This is a genomic window from Streptomyces sp. NPDC006193, from assembly GCF_040613915.1.
Lineage (GTDB): Bacteria > Actinomycetota > Actinomycetes > Streptomycetales > Streptomycetaceae > Streptomyces.
The window spans coordinates 72646-90197 of the sequence record NZ_JBEXTB010000021.1 but is presented as its reverse complement, the minus strand read 5'-3'; the positions used below and the strand labels follow the sequence as shown (position 1 = coordinate 90197).

General features: G+C 72.8%; 12 protein-coding genes. 3 read left to right on the top strand and 9 right to left on the bottom strand.

Annotation, left to right across the window (positions count from 1 at the left end; translation table 11 throughout):
• The first annotated feature begins 169 nt into the window (after positions 1 to 169).
• On the top strand, positions 170 to 1372 hold the full coding sequence (locus tag ABZ261_RS19905) for a helix-turn-helix domain-containing protein (RefSeq protein WP_356860871.1): 1203 nt from the start codon (positions 170 to 172) through the stop codon (positions 1370 to 1372).
• A 155-nt stretch (positions 1373 to 1527) separates the two neighbouring features.
• Here the strand turns inward: ABZ261_RS19905 and ABZ261_RS19900 are convergent, their stop codons facing one another.
• The 3 genes from ABZ261_RS19900 to ABZ261_RS19890 form a co-directional block, all read right to left on the bottom strand.
• A complete protein-coding gene (locus ABZ261_RS19900) occupies positions 1528 to 3600 on the bottom strand; it encodes a tetratricopeptide repeat protein (RefSeq protein WP_356860869.1) in 2073 nt (690 codons plus the stop codon).
• The gene (locus tag ABZ261_RS19895; RefSeq protein WP_356860867.1) at positions 3593 to 4012 is read right to left on the bottom strand and encodes a hypothetical protein; all 420 of its coding nucleotides are present in this window, start codon (positions 4010 to 4012) and stop codon (positions 3593 to 3595) included. The genes ABZ261_RS19900 and ABZ261_RS19895 overlap by 8 nt, the downstream gene beginning before the upstream one ends.
• A gap of 108 nt (positions 4013 to 4120) precedes the next feature.
• Positions 4121 to 4699: a TetR/AcrR family transcriptional regulator gene (locus ABZ261_RS19890; protein WP_356860865.1), complete on the bottom strand. Its 579-nt coding sequence runs from the start codon at positions 4697 to 4699 to the stop codon at positions 4121 to 4123.
• Positions 4700 to 4794: 95 nt separating this feature from the next.
• On the opposite strand from ABZ261_RS19890, the gene ABZ261_RS19885 reads away from it, so the two are divergent.
• The gene (locus tag ABZ261_RS19885) at positions 4795 to 6333 is read left to right on the top strand and encodes an MFS transporter (protein WP_356860863.1); all 1539 of its coding nucleotides are present in this window, start codon (positions 4795 to 4797) and stop codon (positions 6331 to 6333) included.
• Between the two features lie 59 nt (positions 6334 to 6392).
• Here the strand turns inward: ABZ261_RS19885 and serA are convergent, their stop codons facing one another.
• From serA to ABZ261_RS19855, 6 genes are all read right to left on the bottom strand, one after another.
• Complete coding sequence (gene serA, locus ABZ261_RS19880; protein WP_356860861.1) at positions 6393 to 7982, bottom strand: phosphoglycerate dehydrogenase; 1590 nt, start codon at positions 7980 to 7982, stop codon at positions 6393 to 6395.
• A gap of 245 nt (positions 7983 to 8227) precedes the next feature.
• Positions 8228 to 9226: a ketol-acid reductoisomerase gene (gene ilvC / locus ABZ261_RS19875; protein WP_356860859.1), complete on the bottom strand. Its 999-nt coding sequence runs from the start codon at positions 9224 to 9226 to the stop codon at positions 8228 to 8230.
• A 118-nt stretch (positions 9227 to 9344) separates the two neighbouring features.
• Positions 9345 to 9869, bottom strand: coding sequence for an acetolactate synthase small subunit (gene ilvN, locus ABZ261_RS19870; protein ID WP_356860857.1), 525 nt, complete (start codon positions 9867 to 9869; stop codon positions 9345 to 9347).
• A gap of 20 nt (positions 9870 to 9889) precedes the next feature.
• A complete protein-coding gene (locus ABZ261_RS19865) occupies positions 9890 to 11734 on the bottom strand; it encodes an acetolactate synthase large subunit (protein WP_356860855.1) in 1845 nt (614 codons plus the stop codon).
• Between the two features lie 243 nt (positions 11735 to 11977).
• Positions 11978 to 15007, bottom strand: coding sequence for an EAL domain-containing protein (locus ABZ261_RS19860; protein ID WP_356860853.1), 3030 nt, complete (start codon positions 15005 to 15007; stop codon positions 11978 to 11980).
• Positions 15008 to 15403: 396 nt separating this feature from the next.
• Positions 15404 to 16411: a 2-hydroxyacid dehydrogenase gene (locus ABZ261_RS19855; RefSeq protein WP_356860851.1), complete on the bottom strand. Its 1008-nt coding sequence runs from the start codon at positions 16409 to 16411 to the stop codon at positions 15404 to 15406.
• Between the two features lie 74 nt (positions 16412 to 16485).
• Between ABZ261_RS19855 and ABZ261_RS19850 the strand changes: the two genes are divergently transcribed.
• On the top strand, positions 16486 to 17484 hold the full coding sequence (locus ABZ261_RS19850; protein WP_356860906.1) for an aldo/keto reductase: 999 nt from the start codon (positions 16486 to 16488) through the stop codon (positions 17482 to 17484).
• Positions 17485 to 17552 lie beyond the last annotated feature (68 nt).

The following is a 17552-nucleotide window of genomic DNA, read 5'->3' as shown; positions in this document are numbered from 1 at the left end:
AGACAAGCAGCAGAAACGGCCGGCGCCCGACGGTCCGGGCACGGCACGGAGAACCACCGTGAAACCTAAGGATCCCTCCGATCGTCGGCCATCGACAGCTGTCACGCATCCGTGCCCACGATCTCAGACACCTGTATGAAGCGGCCGGGAAATGGGAGAGAATGCCCGGGTGACCGCCGATTACAAGGGTGACTACCAGGAGCTGGTGGACGAGATCTCCGAGCTGCTGGGCGCGCCGGCGACGCTGGAGAACCGGCACTTCGAGCTGATCGCCTTCGGCGCGTACGACAGCGAGGACGAACTGGACCCGTCCGCGCTGGACCCGGTGCGCACCCGGTCGATCCTGACCCGGCGCTCCACCGCGGCGGTCCGGGCCTGGTTCGAGGGCTTCGGCATCACACGGGCGACGGGGCCGGTGCGCATCCCGCCGAGCCCGGAGGCGGGCGTCTACCGCGGCCGGATCTGCCTGCCCGTCCGCCACCGGGGCGTCGTCCTCGGCTACGTCTGGCTCCTCGACGGCGACCCGGGGCCGACGGACGCCCAGCTCGCCGCCGCCCTGCAGGTGGCCGGCCGGATCGGCGCGCTGCTCGCGGACGAGGCGGAGGCCGGTGCGGGGCTGAGCCGGGAGCTGCGGGCGGTGCTCACGGCGGAACGCGGCTGGCAGCGGGACATGGCGGTGGCCGACCTGCGCACCGCGCTGGGCCCGCGCGCGGACGGCCCGCACACGCTGGTGTGCGTCGCGCCGTGGCCCTCCGCCGACCCGGACGACACCCCGGCCCCGCGAACGGTGCCGCACGCCGCGGCGCTGTGCACGCTCCCCTGGGGTGCGACGGGCCTGAGCCTGGCGGTGCTGGTGCGGCTGCGCACCCCGGACCTGCCGACGCCCGCGCTGACGGCGGCCGGCCGGCTGCTGAAGGAGGCGGAGACGGGGCGAGGGCGTCCGCTGCGGACCGGCCCGGCCGCCGGGGTCGGCGAGCCCCGGATCGGCCTAGCCGAGCTGGGCGCGGTCTGGCAGGAGGCCACGGCCGCCGCGCGCGCCGCGCTGGCCGAGCCGCGGTTCGCTCCGGTCGCCGAGTGGGCGCGGATCGGGCCGTACCGGCTGCTGACCGCGCTGCCGCCGCAGGCCGCGCACGACCGCGTGGTCGGCGCGCTCCTCACCCCCGCCCACCGGGAGCTGGCGCGCACCGCGGAGGTGTACCTGGACTGCGCGGGCCAGGCCGGCCGCACGGCGTCCGAGCTCGGCGTCCACCGGCAGACCCTGTACTACCGCCTCTCCCGGGTGGAGCAGCTGACCGGCCTGGACCTGGACGACGGGGAGGACCGGCTGCTGCTGCACATGGCGCTGAAGCGGGCCCGGCTGCAGGTGCGGTGACCGCACGGGCCGGCGGGCCGGCGGGCGACGCGGCCGGCCCGGTGTCCGGCTGCGGGAGCGGGAGAGGGAGAGGGAGAGGGCGCGCCGGTGATCGTGCCGGTCGAAAGCGCTGCGCTGCCGGCAGCGGGGCGGGCCTAAGACCCTGGGCGTGCCCGTCAGCCGTCGGTGGCGGTTCCGCCCGCGGCCCTGCCCCGCCAGTAGGCCACGTTGTCCCGGATGACCCGCAGGTCCACCTCGTCGAAGCCCAGGGGCTCGAGGTCGTGTTCGAGCAGTCCGGCGTACGCCGCGGCGGCCCCGGCCGCGTCGCCCGCCCTGCCCCGCAGCACGGCGAGGAACCAGCGGGTGGTGAGGGTGTCGGGAGCGCCGGGGCCGAGCGTGCGTTCCTGTTCGGCGAGCCGTGCCTCGTACGCGGCGAGAGTGCCGGGGTGGTCGGCGCTGAGCACGGGCTCCTGGTCGGCGCGCAGCTCGGCGCGGACGGCCGCCGCCCCCGCCGCGTCCCCCGCCCTCTCCCGCCAGTGGGCGAGGCTCTTGCGGGTGGCGAGCGTGGCGGTGTGGTCGGGACCCAGCGTCCGTTCGTGGTCGGCGCGCAGTGCGGCGAAGGCGGCCGCCGCCCCCGCCGCGTCCCCGGACTCCCCGCGCAGCCAGGCGAGTTCGTAGCGGGTGTCCAGGGTTTCGGCGTGGTCGGGCCCGAGGACGCGCCGCTGGTCGGCGAGCAGCTCCGCGAAGGCGGCCGCCGCCCCCGCCGTGTCACCCGTCTGTCCCCGCATCCAGGCCAGGTTGTGCCGGACGACGAAGGTGGCGGGGTCGTCGGCCCCCCTCGCCTGTTCCATGTCGGCGACCAGGTCCTCCAGTGCGGCCATCGCTCCCGCGCGCTCCTCCGCCTGCCACCGCAGATGCGCGAGGCCGGCCCGGGTGGACAGGGTGTCGGGGTGGTCGGGCCCCCGCTCGCGCTCCAGCTCGGCAACCCGCTCCTCCCACTCGGCCGCGGCCGCGGCGAAGAACCGCGGATCCTGCATCAGGTCCACGGGATGCTTCAGGTCCGGCCAGTCGCCGGCGTTCGGGCGCTGGTGGCGGCTGATGCCGGGCATCACGTCGTCCAGGAAGTGCACGCACCACCTGTGGCATGCCTTGCGGTAGGCGACGTCCCGCTCGCTCCACATGAACGGCCCGTACGACGAGGCCAGCGTCTCCTCCCGCATCCGCTGGACGTACATCTGGATGTAGGGAAGCCGCAGGGCGGTGGTCATCAGGCGGCGCGCGCTGTCGTCGTCGCCGCGGCGCAACGTGAGGTCCGCCAGAATCGCCACGGCGGAGTAGTAGGCCTCGCACGCCTCCGTCGCGCGCCTCGCGCTGTGCCAGGCGGTGAGCCCGAACTGGCCCCGCCACCACAGGCGTCGCAGGGGGCGGTGCCGGGCGGGGGGCTTGTTCGCCATCGCCCAGACGCTGAGGAAGTAGTTGAAGCAAGCGGTGAACGTCGACGCGTCGGCGGCGAGTTCCTCGTTCTCCTCGCTCGAGATGCCGAGATGGGGGGCGAGGCGTTCGGAGATCAGCGCCGCGGCCCGCCTGTTCTCCGCGGGCAGCAGGTCCCCGTTGCGGATGTGCGCCAGCTCGTGGGTGAGGGCGAACGCCATCGCCGCGTCGTAGTAGTCGCGCGGCCCCCCTCTCTTCCTTCCGCTGCGTTCCGTCGCCAGGACGAGCATGCTCAGGGGCGGGCCGGCCTCGCCGATCCCCTCCAGCGCCCGCACGTACCGGCTGACGACGAGGTCGAGCGACTCCTGCGCGTGCATCGTGGCCGCTTCCCAGCCGTCGGGAAGCACCTCCGGCGCATAGGGGTGCGCCGTGCTCATCCCCCAGGCGATCTCTCCGCTGAGCTGGACCACGACGGGAGAGATGCCGATGAGGTGACCGGTCGCCTCGCCGGGGTTCTCCAGGACGCGCGACTCCACAGCGGGCGAGGGGAGGCAGAACGCCTCCACGGATCCCGCCATCTCCACCGCCCGGCCGCGCTCCTCCGGGGGGAACGTGGCGAGCAGCCCGTCCAGGAGCCACCGGACCTGGGGCTGCGTGCGGTCGAAGTACATCTGCCAGGCGCGGTCCGGATCCTGCTCGCCGGTGATCCAGCGCAGGTAGGAGAAGTCGGCGAACGCCATGCTCATCTCGCGTGCCTCGGCCATGAGCACGGAATTCTGCTGCTGTGCGAAGAGGATGCTGCGTCCCGCGTCAGGCATTGCCCGGCCCCTGGGCGCCGGCGCCGTCCGCGCCGCGGCCGGGGAGCGCCCCCGTGATGACGTCCGCCAGACCCGCCCCGTCGCGCACGGTCACCTCGCCCGACTTCGAGCGCACCACCACGACACCGCGCGGGAGCGCCGGGTCCTGGCGAACGGTGAGCTGGCGCCCCACCGCGTCGACCACCACTCCCTTGCTCCACGTCTTGCGCAATGTGTTGATCAGGTAGGCGAGGGCGTGCGTCGCCACCGAGCCGATCATCAGCACGTCGCCCAGGGGAACGGTCCCGCGCGCCTCCACACCTCGCCCGACGCTGTCGGCCGCCTCGAACGCCGACCGCGCGGCTGCCCGCGACTCCGCGTCCCCGGGGGCGAACACGTTCACCCGGATCCGCCCCGCTCCGACTTCGCCCATCCCGGCCCCCCCGCCGTCACCGCGATCGCCGTCGAATCGACTGTAACGCAGGCGAGTTCGCCATGCCGACGGGTTGCCGCGGGCACCGCGGCCGGCGCCGGGGGCGGTTCAGGTTCCGGTCGCCGCCTCGATGACCCGGCGCAGTCCCTCGGTGAGCTGTTCGGCGCTGGGCGCCCTCTTCGGGTCGAAGGTCCACTGGGCGATGAGGCCGGTCATCAGGGTCACGTAGAACGTGCCGAGGGTGTCGGCGGTCTCGTCCGGCACCTCCTCCTCCCGCCCGCCCATGAGCAGCGGGATCAGCCCCCGGCCCGCCTCCCGCTGGGCCCGCGCCAGGTGATCGCGCAGCTCGGGCATCTGGTCGCCCATGACCAGGATCTCCATGCTGAGGCGCCACATCGGGTCCCGCAGGGTGCCGATGACGTTCGACCACACCTCCCGGAACCGCTCGACCGACCCGGGCTCGGTGGCGCTCAGCGCGCTCCCGTCGCCCACGAAGGCGTCGCCCATGTCGCCGACCAGCGCGATGTACGCCTGCGCGAGCAGCGCGTCCTTCGAGCCGTAGTGGTAGCCGATCGAGGCCAGGTTGGTCCCCGACGCCTTGACGATGTCGCGTGCGGTGGTGCGCGCGAACCCCTTCTCCAGCAGACAGCGCCTGGCGCCTTCCAGCAGATCCTCACGGTGTCCCATGCCCCCACCCTACCCAGGTCCATACAGGCGTCCTAGACAAGCGACTTATACAAGCGTTCTAGACAAGCGTTTATGACACCCGTACAGTCCTCGCCATGACGAACCCGACCACCCCCGTCCCCGCTGCGCCGACCGGCGCGGCGGGCGCCCCCCTCCGCGCCGGACGGCGCCAGTGGACCGCGCTCGGCGTGCTGATGCTGCCGCTGCTGCTGGTCTCGATGGACGTCTCGGTCCTGTACTTCGCGACCCCCGCGATCAACGCCGACCTGCGGCCGAGCGGCACCCAGCAGCTGTGGATCTTCGACGTCTACGGCTTCGTGCTGTCCGGCCTGCTGATGACGATGGGCGCGCTCGGCGACCGCGCCGGCCACCGCAGGCTCCTGCTGGCGGGCGCGGCGGCCTTCGGCGCCGCCTCGCTCCTCGCGGCCTACGCCGACAGCGCCGCGACGCTCATAGCGGCCCGCGCGATCCTCGGCGTCGGCGGCGCGACGCTGATGCCCTCCACGATGGCGCTGCTGCGCACGATGTTCACCGACCCGGCGCAGCGGGCCAAGGCGATCGGACTGTGGTCCGGCGTGATGACCGGCGGCATCGCCCTCGGCTCGGTGATGAGCGGCCTCCTGGTCGAGCACTTCTGGTGGGGGTCGGTCTTCCTGGTCAACCTGCCCGCGATGGCGCTCCTGCTCGTCCTCGGCCCGGTGCTGCTGCCCGAGTCGAAGAACCCCGGGGCCGGCCGCTTCGACTGGCCGAGCGTCCCGCTGTCCCTGGCCGCCGTGCTGCCCGTGGTCTACGGCCTCAAGGAGATCCCCTCCGAGGGCTGGCACCGGGAGTACGTCGTCTCGATCACCGTCGGCCTGCTCTTCGCGGCGCTCTTCGTCCACCGGCAGCGCACCGGCGCCGCCCCGCTGGTCCCCGCCGCCCTGTTCCGGGGGCACGGCTTCACGCCGGCGCTGGTGCTCAACCTGGTCTGCGCGTTCGGCATGATGGGCTCGGCCGTCTTCACCACGCAGTACCTGCAGTCGGTGCTCGGCAAGGGCCCGCTGGAGGCGGCGCTGTGGAGCCTGCTGCCGTCGGTGCTCATCGGGGTCGCCGGGCCGGTCACCGCCCAGCTCGTCCAGCGGGGCGTCCACCGCGGTCATGTCGTCGCCGCCGGCTTCGCGGTCGGCGCCGCCGGTTTCGCCCTGCTCGCCCTCGCCGGCACCGACTCCCTGTGGCTGGTGCTGGCCGCGGCCGGCGTCCTCGCCTGCGGGGCGGTCATGGTGATGTCCCAGCTGACCGACCTGGCGATGAGCGCCGCGCCGGTGGAGCGGGCCGGCACGGCCTCCTCGCTGATGGAGACCGGCGCCGAGTTCGGCGGCGCGCTCGGCATGGCGGTCCTCGGCTCCATCGGCACGGCGCTCTACCGCCACGCGATGCCGGCCACCGCCCCGGCCGAGGCCCGCGAGACCCTGGGCGGGGCCCTGGCCGGCGCCGCTCATCTGCCCGGCCGGGCCGGCGCGTCCCTCCTGGCCGCAGCGCGGCAGGCGTTCACCGACGGCATGCAGGGGGCGGCGGTCGCGGGCGCGGTGACGCTGGCGCTGGCCGCCGCGGGGGCGGCGGTGACGCTGCGCAGGACCGGGACCGGGCAGGGGTAGGGCACAGGAAAGCGCCGGACGGGCTGAGACCGCTCAGCCCGTCCGGCGCTCCCGCAGACTCAGACCAGGTTCACCGACCGCGCCGACGCGGCCCCGATCTCGGCGGCCACCTCGGCGAGGACGCCGGAGTCCACCGTGTCGTCGACCGTCAGCACGGCCAGCGCCTCGCCGCCGACCGCCGCGCGGGCGACCTGCATGCCGCCGATGTTGATGCCGGCCTCGCCGAGGATGCGGCCGACGGTGCCGACGACACCCGGGCGGTCCTCGTAGCGCAGGACGACCATGTGGTCGGCGAGCGCGAGGTCGACGTCGTAGTCGCCGACCGCGACGATCTTCTGGACGTGCTTGGGGCCGGCCAGCGTGCCGGAGACCGACACCTCCTCGCCGGTGCCCAGGGTGCCGCGCACGGTCACCACATTGCGGTGGTCGGCCGACTCCGAGCTGGTCGTCAGGCGCACCTCCACGCCGCGCTCCTGCGCGAACAGCGGGGCGTTGACGTACGACACCGTCTCGTCGACGACGTCCTCGAAGACGCCCTTCAGCGCGGAAAGTTCGAGCACCTTCACGTCGTGCTGGGTGATCTCGCCGTAGACCTCGACGTCGAGGCGGACGGCGACCTCGCCGGCCAGCGCGGTGAAGATGCGGCCGAGGCGCTCGGCGAGCGGCAGGCCCGGCTTGACGTCCTCGGCGATGACACCGCCCTGCACGTTCACCGCGTCCGGGACCAGTTCACCGGCGAGCGCCAGGCGCACCGACCGGGCGACGGCGATGCCGGCCTTCTCCTGGGCCTCGTCGGTGGAGGCGCCGAGGTGCGGGGTGCAGACGACCTGGTCCAGCTCGAACAGCGGCGAGTCGGTGCACGGCTCCTTGGCGTACACGTCGAGGCCCGCGCCGGCGACCCGGCCCTCCTTCAGCGCCGCGTACAGCGCCGCCTCGTCCACGATGCCGCCGCGCGCGGCGTTGACGATGCGCACGCTCGGCTTGACCTTGCGCAGCGCCTCGTCGCCGATGAGGCCGAGCGTCTCGGGGGTCTTGGGCAGGTGGACGGTGATGAAGTCGGAGACCTCCAGCAGCTCGTCCAGCGACAGCACCTTGACGCCCATCTGCGCGGCCCGCGCGGGCTGCACGTAGGGGTCGTAGGCGACGACCTTCATGCCGAAGGCGGACATGCGCTGCGCGACGAGGGCGCCGATGCGGCCGAGGCCCACCACGCCCAGCGTCTTCTCGGCCAGTTCGACGCCCGTGTACTTGCTGCGCTTCCACTCGCCGTTCTTCAGCGCGGCGTTGGCCTGCGGGATGTTCCGGGCGGTGGCGAGGATCAGACCGCAGGCCAGCTCGGCGGCGGTCACGATGTTGGAGGTGGGGGCGTTGACGACCATCACGCCGGCCTTGGTGGCGGCGGAGACGTCCACGTTGTCGAGGCCGACGCCGGCCCGCGCGACGACCTTGAGCTTCTTCGCGGCGGCGATGGCCTCGGCGTCGACCTTGGTGGCGGAGCGGATCAGGATCGCGTCCACGTCGGCGATGGCCGGAAGCAGCTCGGAGCGGTCCGCTCCGTTGCAGTGCCGGATCTCGAAGTCCGGACCGAGTGCGTCGACGGTGGCGGGCGACAGCTCTTCAGCGATGAGTACGACGGGTTTCGAGCTCACGTGAGTCCTCACATGTGCGATGCGGACGGCCGTCCCGACGGCCGCAGGCGGAGGAGGGGCTAGCCGCGGAAGACGCACGACGCTGTGGGCCTGACGCGTTTGTTCGCAAGTGTAGTGGCGCGGCGGTGGCCGTCATGCCCCTCTACGGAAGGATCACCCGGACGGGCAACTCCACGGTGTACGGGTCCGGGGTGCGGTCCCGTGGCGGCGCCCCCGGGCCGGGGGCGCCGCCACGGGAGCGGGGCTCACGCCTCCTCGTCCACCCAGGACATGAGCTTGCGCAGCTGCTTGCCGGTGGTCTCCAGCAGGTGCTCGGAGTCCTGCCGCTTGTACTCCTCGTACTTCTTCAGACCGCCGTGGTACTCGTCCATCCAGGTGCGGGCGAAGGAGCCGTCCTGGATCTCGGCGAGGACCTTCTTCATCTCGGCCTTGGTGGCGTCGGTGATGATGCGCGGGCCGGTGACGTAGTCGCCCCACTCGGCGGTCTCGGAGATGGACCAGCGCATCTTCTCCAGGCCCCCCTCGTACATGAGGTCCACGATCAGCTTCAGCTCGTGCAGGCACTCGAAGTAGGCGATCTCCGGCTGGTAGCCGGCCTCGGTCAGGGTCTCGAAGCCCGCCTTGACCAGCGCGGCCGCACCACCGCAGAGGACGGCCTGCTCGCCGAACAGGTCGGTTTCGGTCTCCTCGGTGAAGGTGGTCTTGATGACGCCGGCGCGGGTGCCGCCGATGCCCTTGGCGTAGGACAGGGCGAGCGCGAAGGCGTCTCCGGAGGCGTCCTGCTCGACGGCGGCGATGCAGGGCACGCCGCGGCCCTCCTCGTACTGCCGGCGGACCAGGTGGCCGGGGCCCTTGGGGGCGACCATGCAGACGTCCACGCCGGCCGGGGGCTTGATGAAGCCGAAGCGGATGTTGAAGCCATGACCGAAGAACAGCGCGTCGCCGTCCTTCAGGTTGGGGGCGATGGACTCCTCGTAGACCTGGGCCTGGATCGGGTCCGGGACGAGGATCATGATGACGTCGGCCTCGGCGGCGGCCTCGGCCGGGGTCACCACGCGCAGGCCCTGCTCCTCGGCGGCGGCCCTGGACTTGGAGCCCTCGTGCAGACCGACACGCACGTCGACACCCGAGTCACGCAGCGACAGGGCGTGGGCGTGGCCCTGGCTGCCGTAGCCGATGACCGCGACCTTGCGGCCCTGGATGATGGAAAGGTCGGCGTCAGCGTCGTAGAACAGCTCGGCCACTTTGGGTTCTCTCCTTGTGTGCGGGTGGTGCGTCCCACCGTATGACGGCGGGCGGGGCGGAAGTTCCGGGGTCTCGGCATACGGGCGGCCGGCGGTCGCCGGCCGCCCGCGGCCGCGGTCATGCGGTCCGGTCGAGGGCGCGCAGCGAGCGGTCCGTGATGGAGCGGGCGCCGCGGCCGATCGCGATGGTGCCGGACTGGACCAGTTCCTTGATGCCGTACGGCTCCAGCATCTTCAGCATGGCGGACAGCTTGTCGCCGGAGCCGGTCGCCTCGATGGTCACGGCCTCCGGGGAGACGTCGACGGTCTTGGCGCGGAACAGCTGGACGATCTCCACGATCTGGGAGCGGGTCTCGTTGTCGGCGCGGACCTTCACCAGGACGAGTTCGCGCTGCACGGCCTGACCGGGCTCCAGCTCGACGATCTTCAGCACGTTGACGAGCTTGTTGAGCTGCTTGGTCACCTGCTCCAGCGGCAGGTCCTCGACGGTCACCACGATGGTGATGCGGGAGATGTCGGGGTGCTCGGTGACACCGACCGCGAGCGAGTCGATGTTGAAGCCGCGGCGGGAGAACAGGGCGGCGATGCGGGCGAGGATGCCCGGCGTGTTCTCCACCAGGACGGAGAGCGTGTGCTTGGACATGTCTGGTTGCTCTTCCTCGCTCAGTCGTCTTCGTTGTCGCCGAAGTCGGGGCGGACGTCCCGGGCGGCCATGATCTCGTCGTTGGAGGTGCCGGCGGCGACCATCGGCCAGACCATCGCGTCCTCGTGGACGACGAAGTCGACGACGACCGGGCGGTCGTCGACGGCGTTCGCCTCCGCGATGACCTTGTCCAGGTCCTCCGGGCGCTCGCAGCGCAGGCCCACGCAGCCCATCGCCTCGGCCAGCTTCACGAAGTCCGGCACGCGCGTGCCCCTGGCCTCGGGGTTGACGTCGTCGGGGCCGCTGTGCAGCACGGTGTTGGAGTAACGCTGGTTGTAGAAGAGGGTCTGCCACTGGCGGACCATCCCGAGGGCGCCGTTGTTGATGATGGCGACCTTGATCGGGATGTTGTTCAGGGCGCAGGTGGTCAGTTCCTGATTGGTCATCTGGAAGCAGCCGTCGCCGTCGATCGCCCAGACGGTGCGGTCGGGCCGGCCGGCCTTGGCGCCCATCGCGGCCGGGACCGCGTAGCCCATGGTCCCGGCGCCGCCGGAGTTCAGCCAGGTCGCGGGCGTCTCGTACTGGATGAAGTGCGCGGCCCACATCTGGTGCTGGCCGACGCCCGCCGCGAAGACCGTGCCCTCGGGGGCGAGCCGGCCGATCCGCTCGATGACCGCCTGCGGGGAGAGCGAGCCGTCCGCGGGCAGGTCGTAGCCGAGCGGGTAGGTCTCGCGCCAGCGCTTCAGATCGCTCCACCAGGCGGTGTAGTCGCCCCGGTGGCCCTCGCTGTGCTCCTTCTGCACCGCCTGCACCAGGTCGGCGATGACCTCGCGGGCGTCGCCGACGATCGGCACGTCCGCGGCGCGGTTCTTGCCGATCTCCGCCGGGTCGATGTCGGCGTGGACGATCTTGGCGTACGGGGCGAAGCTGTCCAGCCTGCCGGTGACGCGGTCGTCGAAGCGGGCGCCGAGGGCCACGATCAGGTCGGCCTTCTGCAGCGCGGTGACCGCGGCGACGCTGCCGTGCATGCCCGGCATGCCCAGGTGCTGCGGGTGGCTGTCGGGGAACGCGCCGAGCGCCATCAGGGTGGTGGTGACGGGCGCTCCGGTCAGTTCGGCGAGGACCTTCAGCTCGGCCGTGGCGCCGGCCTTGAGGACGCCGCCGCCGACGTAGAGGACGGGCCGCCGGGCGGAGGTGATCAGCTTGGCGGCCTCGCGGATCTGCTTGGCGTGCGGCTTGGTCACCGGCCGGTAGCCGGGCAGGTCCATGACCGGCGGCCAGGAGAAGGTGGTCTGCTTCTGCAGGATGTCCTTGGGGATGTCGACCAGGACGGGGCCGGGGCGCCCGGTGGAGGCGATGTGGAAGGCCTGCGCGATCACCCGGGGGATGTCCTCGCCCTTGGTGACCAGGAAGCTGTGCTTGGTGATCGGCATGGTGATGCCGACGATGTCCGCCTCCTGGAAGGCGTCCGTGCCGATCGACGAGGAGACCACCTGGCCGGTGATCGCGACCAGCGGCACGGAGTCCATGTGCGCGTCGGCGATGGGGGTGACCAGGTTGGTGGCGCCCGGACCCGAGGTCGCCATGCAGACGCCGACCTTGCCGGTGGCCTGCGCGTAGCCGGTGGCCGCGTGGCCGGCGCCCTGCTCGTGGCGGACCAGGATGTGGCGCACCTTGGTGGAGTCCATCAGCGGGTCGTACGCCGGGAGGATCGTGCCGCCGGGGATGCCGAACACCGTGTCGACGCCGACCTCCTCGAGCGAACGGATGAGGGACTGCGCACCCGTGACGTGCTCGGGGGCCTGGTGTCCTCCGGATCGGGGCCGCGGCTGCGGGTGGTGGGCCCCGGTGGCCTGCTCGGTCATCGGCATTCTCTTCTCGATGCTGAGGGTTTTTGCGAGGTTCGGGCGGAGTTCGAGCGCCGCACGGGCGGTGCCCGTGCAACAAAAAACCCCTCGTGCCGTAAGGCAAGCGAGGGGAGCGCGCCGGTGAGGTCGCTGGGGATGCCGGATCGTCCTCCGGTGGGTCCCAGCTCAGCCGACGCGCTGTCCAAGTACGAGAATTCGGGTGCGCATGGCACTGACCCTCCCCCCGGCACGCACCACGTGTCAAGTGGGTGGGACGGGAGTCTCAGCATGTGAACGCAGGGTGCCGCCGCCTCCGAAAACAGCGGGAACGCTCCCTGTGTACACCCCTGCGGCCCTTCCGCTCGCCTCCCTCACACTTCCCGCGAACACCGGTTCGGCCTGGACGTGCGGCACCGGATAATGGCCGGATCCGAGCGCCCGGCGCAGCCGGTACTCGTCCAGCGGACCGGCGAACGCCATGCCCTGCCCGTGGGTGCAGCCCATGGCACGCAGCGCGACCACCTGCTCGGGCAGGTCCACGCCCTCGGCGACGGTCTGGAGCCCGAGATCGCCGGCGATCCGCAGCAGACCACTGGTGATCTTGTGCAGCCGCGCGGACTCGACCACGCCCTCGACCAGGCTGCGGTCGAGCCTGAGGATGTCCACGGGCAGCCTGCGCAGGGCCGTGATGGCCGCGTAGCCGCTGCCGAGGCCGTCCAGCCCGATCCGCACCCCGAGCCGGCTCAGTGCGGTCAGCCGCCGCTCCAGCTCGTCCAGGGAGATGCGCGGATCGATGTCGGACAGCTCGACGACCAGTGCCCCGGGCGGCAGCCCGTGCCGGGTGAGGAGCGCCTCCACGGAGCCGAGCGGCATCGAGCGGTCCAGCAGGCGCCGGGCGCTCATCCGGACGGCCACCGGCACGACGAGCCCGGTGGCGGCCCGCTCGGCGGCCTGCTCCACGGCCTCGCGCAGGACCCAGCGGTCCAGTTCGGCGGTCTTGTCGCCGTCCTCGGCCACCCGCAGGAACTCGGCCGGCGTGAACAGCACCCCCTGCGAGGAGCGCCAGCGCGCCTGTGCGGAGACCGCCGCGATCCGGCCGTCCCGCAAGGACACCACCGGCTGGTGCAGCAGCGCGAACTCGCCGTCGTGCAGCGCGGCGCGCAGGCGCGTGGCCAGCTCCGCCTTGCGGACGACGTCCTGCTGCATCTGCGGCTTGTACAGCTCGACCCGGCCCTTCCCGGCCGACTTCGCGCGGTACATCGCCAGGTCGGCGTTGCGCAGCAGCTCGCCCGCGCCGAGGCCCGGCTCCGCGAAGGCGACGCCGATGGAGGCGTTGACCCGGACGTCGTTGCCGTCGATGGCGTACGGCTGGGACAACGTCGTTCTGAGGCGGTCGGCGAGCTCCAGGATGTTCCGCTCCCGGGCGGCGCGGTCCCGGGTGCCGTCCCCGACGATCAGGGCGGCGAACTCGTCGCCGCCCAGCCGGGACGCGGTGTCCCCTTGCCGGACCGCGTCCTGGAGCCTGCGGGCGGCCTGGACCAGCAGCTCGTCCCCGGCCTGGTGCCCGATGGTGTCGTTGACGGCCTTGAAACCGTCCAGGTCGATGAAGAGCACCGCCGTGCCGCGCAGCGCGGCGCCCCGGTCGGTGGCGCGGCGGCCGGACAGCGCCTGCTGCACGCGCTTGGTGAACAGCGCGCGGTTGGGCAGGTCGGTCAGCGGGTCGTGCTCGGCGTTGTGCTGGAGCTGGGCCTGCAGGCGCACCCGCTCCGTCACGTCCCGGCTGTTGAAGATGAGGCCGCCGTGGTGCCGGTTGACGGTCGACTCGACGTTGAGCCAGCCGCCGTCGCCCGAGCGGAACCGGCACTCGATGCGCGTGGTGGGCTCCTCCAGCGGGCTGGCGGCGAGGAAGCGCCGGACCTCGTGCACCACGCAGCCCAGGTCCTCGGGGTGGATCAGGCCGGCCAGCTCCGTGCCCACCAGCTCCTCGGCGGGCCGCCCGTACACCCCGGCGGCGGCCGGGGAGACGTACCGGAGGATGCCGTTCGGCGCGGCGATCATGATGACGTCGCTGGAGCCCTGCACCAGGGAGCGGAAGTGGTTCTCCTTCTGGGCCAGTTCCTGGGTGAGGGTGATGTTGTCCAGCAGCATGATGCCCTGCCGGATGACGAGCGCCAGCACCACGGCGCCCGCGGTGATCAGCACCACGTGGTCGGGCCGGCGGCCGTTCAGGACGTTGTACAGGATGCCCAGGGTGCACACGGCGGCGGCGAGGTACGGGGTGAGGGCGGCGAGGGAGCCGGTGAGCGGCCGCCCGGACGGGTACCGCCCGAACTCCGCTCCCGGCGCCGGCACGGGGACCCGGGAGTGGCCGGCGCCGCGCTGTCCGGGCACGTGCTCGTGGACGACGCGGGTGCGCCCGTCCGCCGCCCGGGCCCCCTGAGCGCCCCGGCGGCGCGGCGAGGCCCAGGGGGCGTAGGCGAGCAGCAGGGAGCCGGCGAACCAGCCCGCGTCCAGCAGCTGCCCGGAGCGGTAACTGCTGTGCAGCAGCGGCGAGGTGAACAGCGCGTCGCACATCACGGTCAGCGCGAGCGCGCAGATCGCGGTGTTCACCGCCGTGCGGTTGCCCGGGGCCCGGCGGAAGTGCAGCGCGAGGACCATGCTGACGAGCGCGATGTCCAGCAGCGGGTACGCCAGCGACAGCGCGGCGAGCGCCACGCTGCGCCCGTCGAACCTGGCCGCCTGGGCGAGCGCCAGGCTCCAGGAGAGCGTGAGCAGGGAACCGCCGATCAGCCAGGCGTCCAGCCCCAGACAGATCCAGCCCGCCTTGTTGACCGGCCGTTTGGCGAGCACCAGCAGGCCCACGATGGCGGGCGGCGCGAAGCACAGGAAGAACAGGTCGGCGTAGCAGGGAGTGGGCACGTCCACGTCCAGGACGACCTCGTACCATCCCCAGACGGCGTTGCCCAGGGCCGTCATGGTCGCGGAGAGGGAGAACAGCAGCCAGGCGGACCGGAAGCGGACGCGCGGGCCACGGGAGTACAGGAAGCAGGAGACGGCGGCGGCGGCCGCCGCCGCGCTCAGCCCGAAGTCGCCCATCACATCGGCGACCTGCTTCGCGCCCCAGCCGAAGGCGGCTCCGACGGCATAGGCCGCGCAGACGAGGGCGAGAACGAGCTGCTCCATCAGGCGCGCACTCTCGCCGGAGGCCGGCCGGCGGGGCGGCGCCTCCTGCGGGTGCGGTGCGCGCACGGCTTCGTCACGGGGGCTCGTCACCGAGGGCGGCGCACTCACCGGGGCCTCCCGGTGCGTGCTCCCGGGTCCCTGCGGTCCCGGTGCGCCGGGTGCGCCTGCCTGCGGCGGCCGCTGTTCCTGCGCTGGTGATGGCTGTGGTGACCGGTGTGGTGGCCGGCGTGGTGGCCGCGCCTGCGCGCCGCCGTGCGCCAGGGTCGCCGTCGGCGGCTCCGCCGCGTCGGATCGTTGGTCCATAGGCCGTGCATCGCCCGTCGCCCCCCTCACAAAATCTGAAATGTCCATCCCCGGCGCCGATTGGTCAGCGGCGCTGCCCCTGTGCGGGACGATACACCAGGATCGTCACTCAGGGACATAGCTTCTCTACTCTCCGTGACGACCAGCAAAGATGCGGGTACCCCCCGCGCCCGAGGGGTCGCGGAGGGTGCCGGAGGCGGGTCAGACCCCGTCCGCTTCCGGCGTCCCGCTTCCGGTCCCGCCCGCCGCGGCCGTCCCGGCGCCCGTCGTCAGGATCACGTTCCGCAGCGGCTCCCGGTTCACGAACCGGGTCAGCTGGTCGGCGAGCAGCCGCCTGGCGCGCGGCAGGAAGGCCGAGGAGGGGCCGCCCACATGCGGGCTGATCAGCACGCCGGGAGCCTGCCACAGGGGATGGCCGGGCGGCAGCGGCTCGGGGTCCGTCACGTCCAGGGCGGCGGTGATCCGGCCCTTCTCCAGTTCGGTGAGCAGCGCCTCGGTGTCGACGACGGGTCCGCGCGCCACGTTCACCAGCAGCGCCCCGTCCTTCATCCGCGCCAGGAACCCCGCGTCGACGAGCCCCCTGGTGGCGTCCGTGAGCGGGGTGCAGAGGATCACGACGTCCGCGTCCGGGAGCAGTGACGGCAGCTCGGTGATCGGGTGCACAGGACCGCGCGCCGTGGTGCGCTGGGAGCGCGCGATGCGCGCCACCCGCGCGATCTCGAAGGGCACGAGCCGGTCCTCGATCGCGGCGCCGATGCTCCCGTAGCCGACGATGAGGACGTTCTTGTCGGCGAGGGAGGGGTGGAAGGCGTTCTCCCAGCGCTCCTGCCGCTGGGCCAGGACGAAGCCGGGTATGCCGCGCAGCGCGGCGAGGGTCAGGGTGAGCGCGAGTTCCGCCGTGCTCGTCTCGTGCACCCCGCGCGCGTTGCAGAGCCGCACGCCCGGCGGGAGGTCCGACAGCCGCCCCATGACGTCGTCGACGCCCGCGGTGAGCGTCTGGACGACCCGGACGTTCTCCAGGCTCGCCAGCGGGCGCAGCTTGACCGCATCAGGCTTCAGGTACGGCACCACGTACACGGCGCACTCGGCCGGGTCGCCGGGAAACGGCTGCCCGCCGTCCTCACCCCCGTCCCAGAACAGGTACCGGAGGCCCTCGGGAAGCCCCTCGATCTCCTCGGGCGGAACGGGAAGCCACACGTCTGAAGTCATGCGAGGAGGCTATGTCAGGCCCCGCGTGCGCAGAGGTTAGGTTGGTGGCCGGGCAGAGGGAGGTTCACGAGCAGGTGGAGCGCAGGACGATCGGCGCGGGTGCGCTCGCGGTGGGGGCCGTCGGACTCGGATGCATGCCGATGAGCTGGGCGTACAGCGCGTCACGGCGAAGGGGCGACGAGTCGCTGCGCACCGTGCACCGGGCGCTCGACCTGGGCTGCGACCTGCTGGACACCGCGGACATGTACGGCCCGTTCACCAACGAGCTGCTGCTCGGCCGGGTGCTGAAGGAGCGGCGCCGGGACGCCTTCGTCTCCACGAAGGTGGGTCTGCTGGTGGGCGAGCAGCACATCGTGGCCAACGGCCGCCCCGGCTATGTGCGGCGGGCCTGCGACGCCTCGCTGCGACGGCTGCAGACGGACGTGATCGACCTCTACCAGCTGCACCGCGCCGACCCCGAGGTGCCGGTCGAGGAGACGTGGGGCGCGATGGCGGACCTGGTGCGGGCCGGAAAGGTGCGTGCGCTGGGCCTGTGCGCCGTCGGGGTGCGCGGCGGGCGCCGTGCGGGCGGCGGGCTGTACGACGGCACGCTGCGCCAGTTGCAGCGGGTGCAGCAGGTGTTCCCGGTGAGCGCCGTGCAGGCCGAGTTGTCGGTGTGGTCGCCGGAGGCGCTCCGGGCGCTGCTGCCGTGGTGCGAGGCGCGCGGGGTGGGTTTCCTCGCGGCGATGCCACTGGGCAACGGCTTCCTGACCGGCACGCTCACCCCGGGCGAGGGCTTCGAACCGGACGACGTCCGGGCCCGCCACCCCCGGTTCACCGCCGAGATGATGGCGGCCAACCAGCCGATCGTCGCGGGCCTGCGCCGCATCGCCCGCCGGCACGGCGCGGACGTCACCCCGGCGCAGGTGGCACTGGCCTGGGTGCTGGCGCAGGGCCGCCATGTGATCGCGCTGCCCGGCGCGAAGCGCGAGCGGTGGGCCGCGCAGAACGCGGCGGCGGCCGGGCTGCGGCTGACCGGGGAGGACCTGGCGGAGGTGGCCCGGCTGCCGGCGGCGCAGGGGTCCTGGGACTAGGACCCGACCGGGTTCCGCCCGGGGCCGGGCGTCCGAAGCGCTGTCGGCCGTCATCGCCGGTCAGGGAT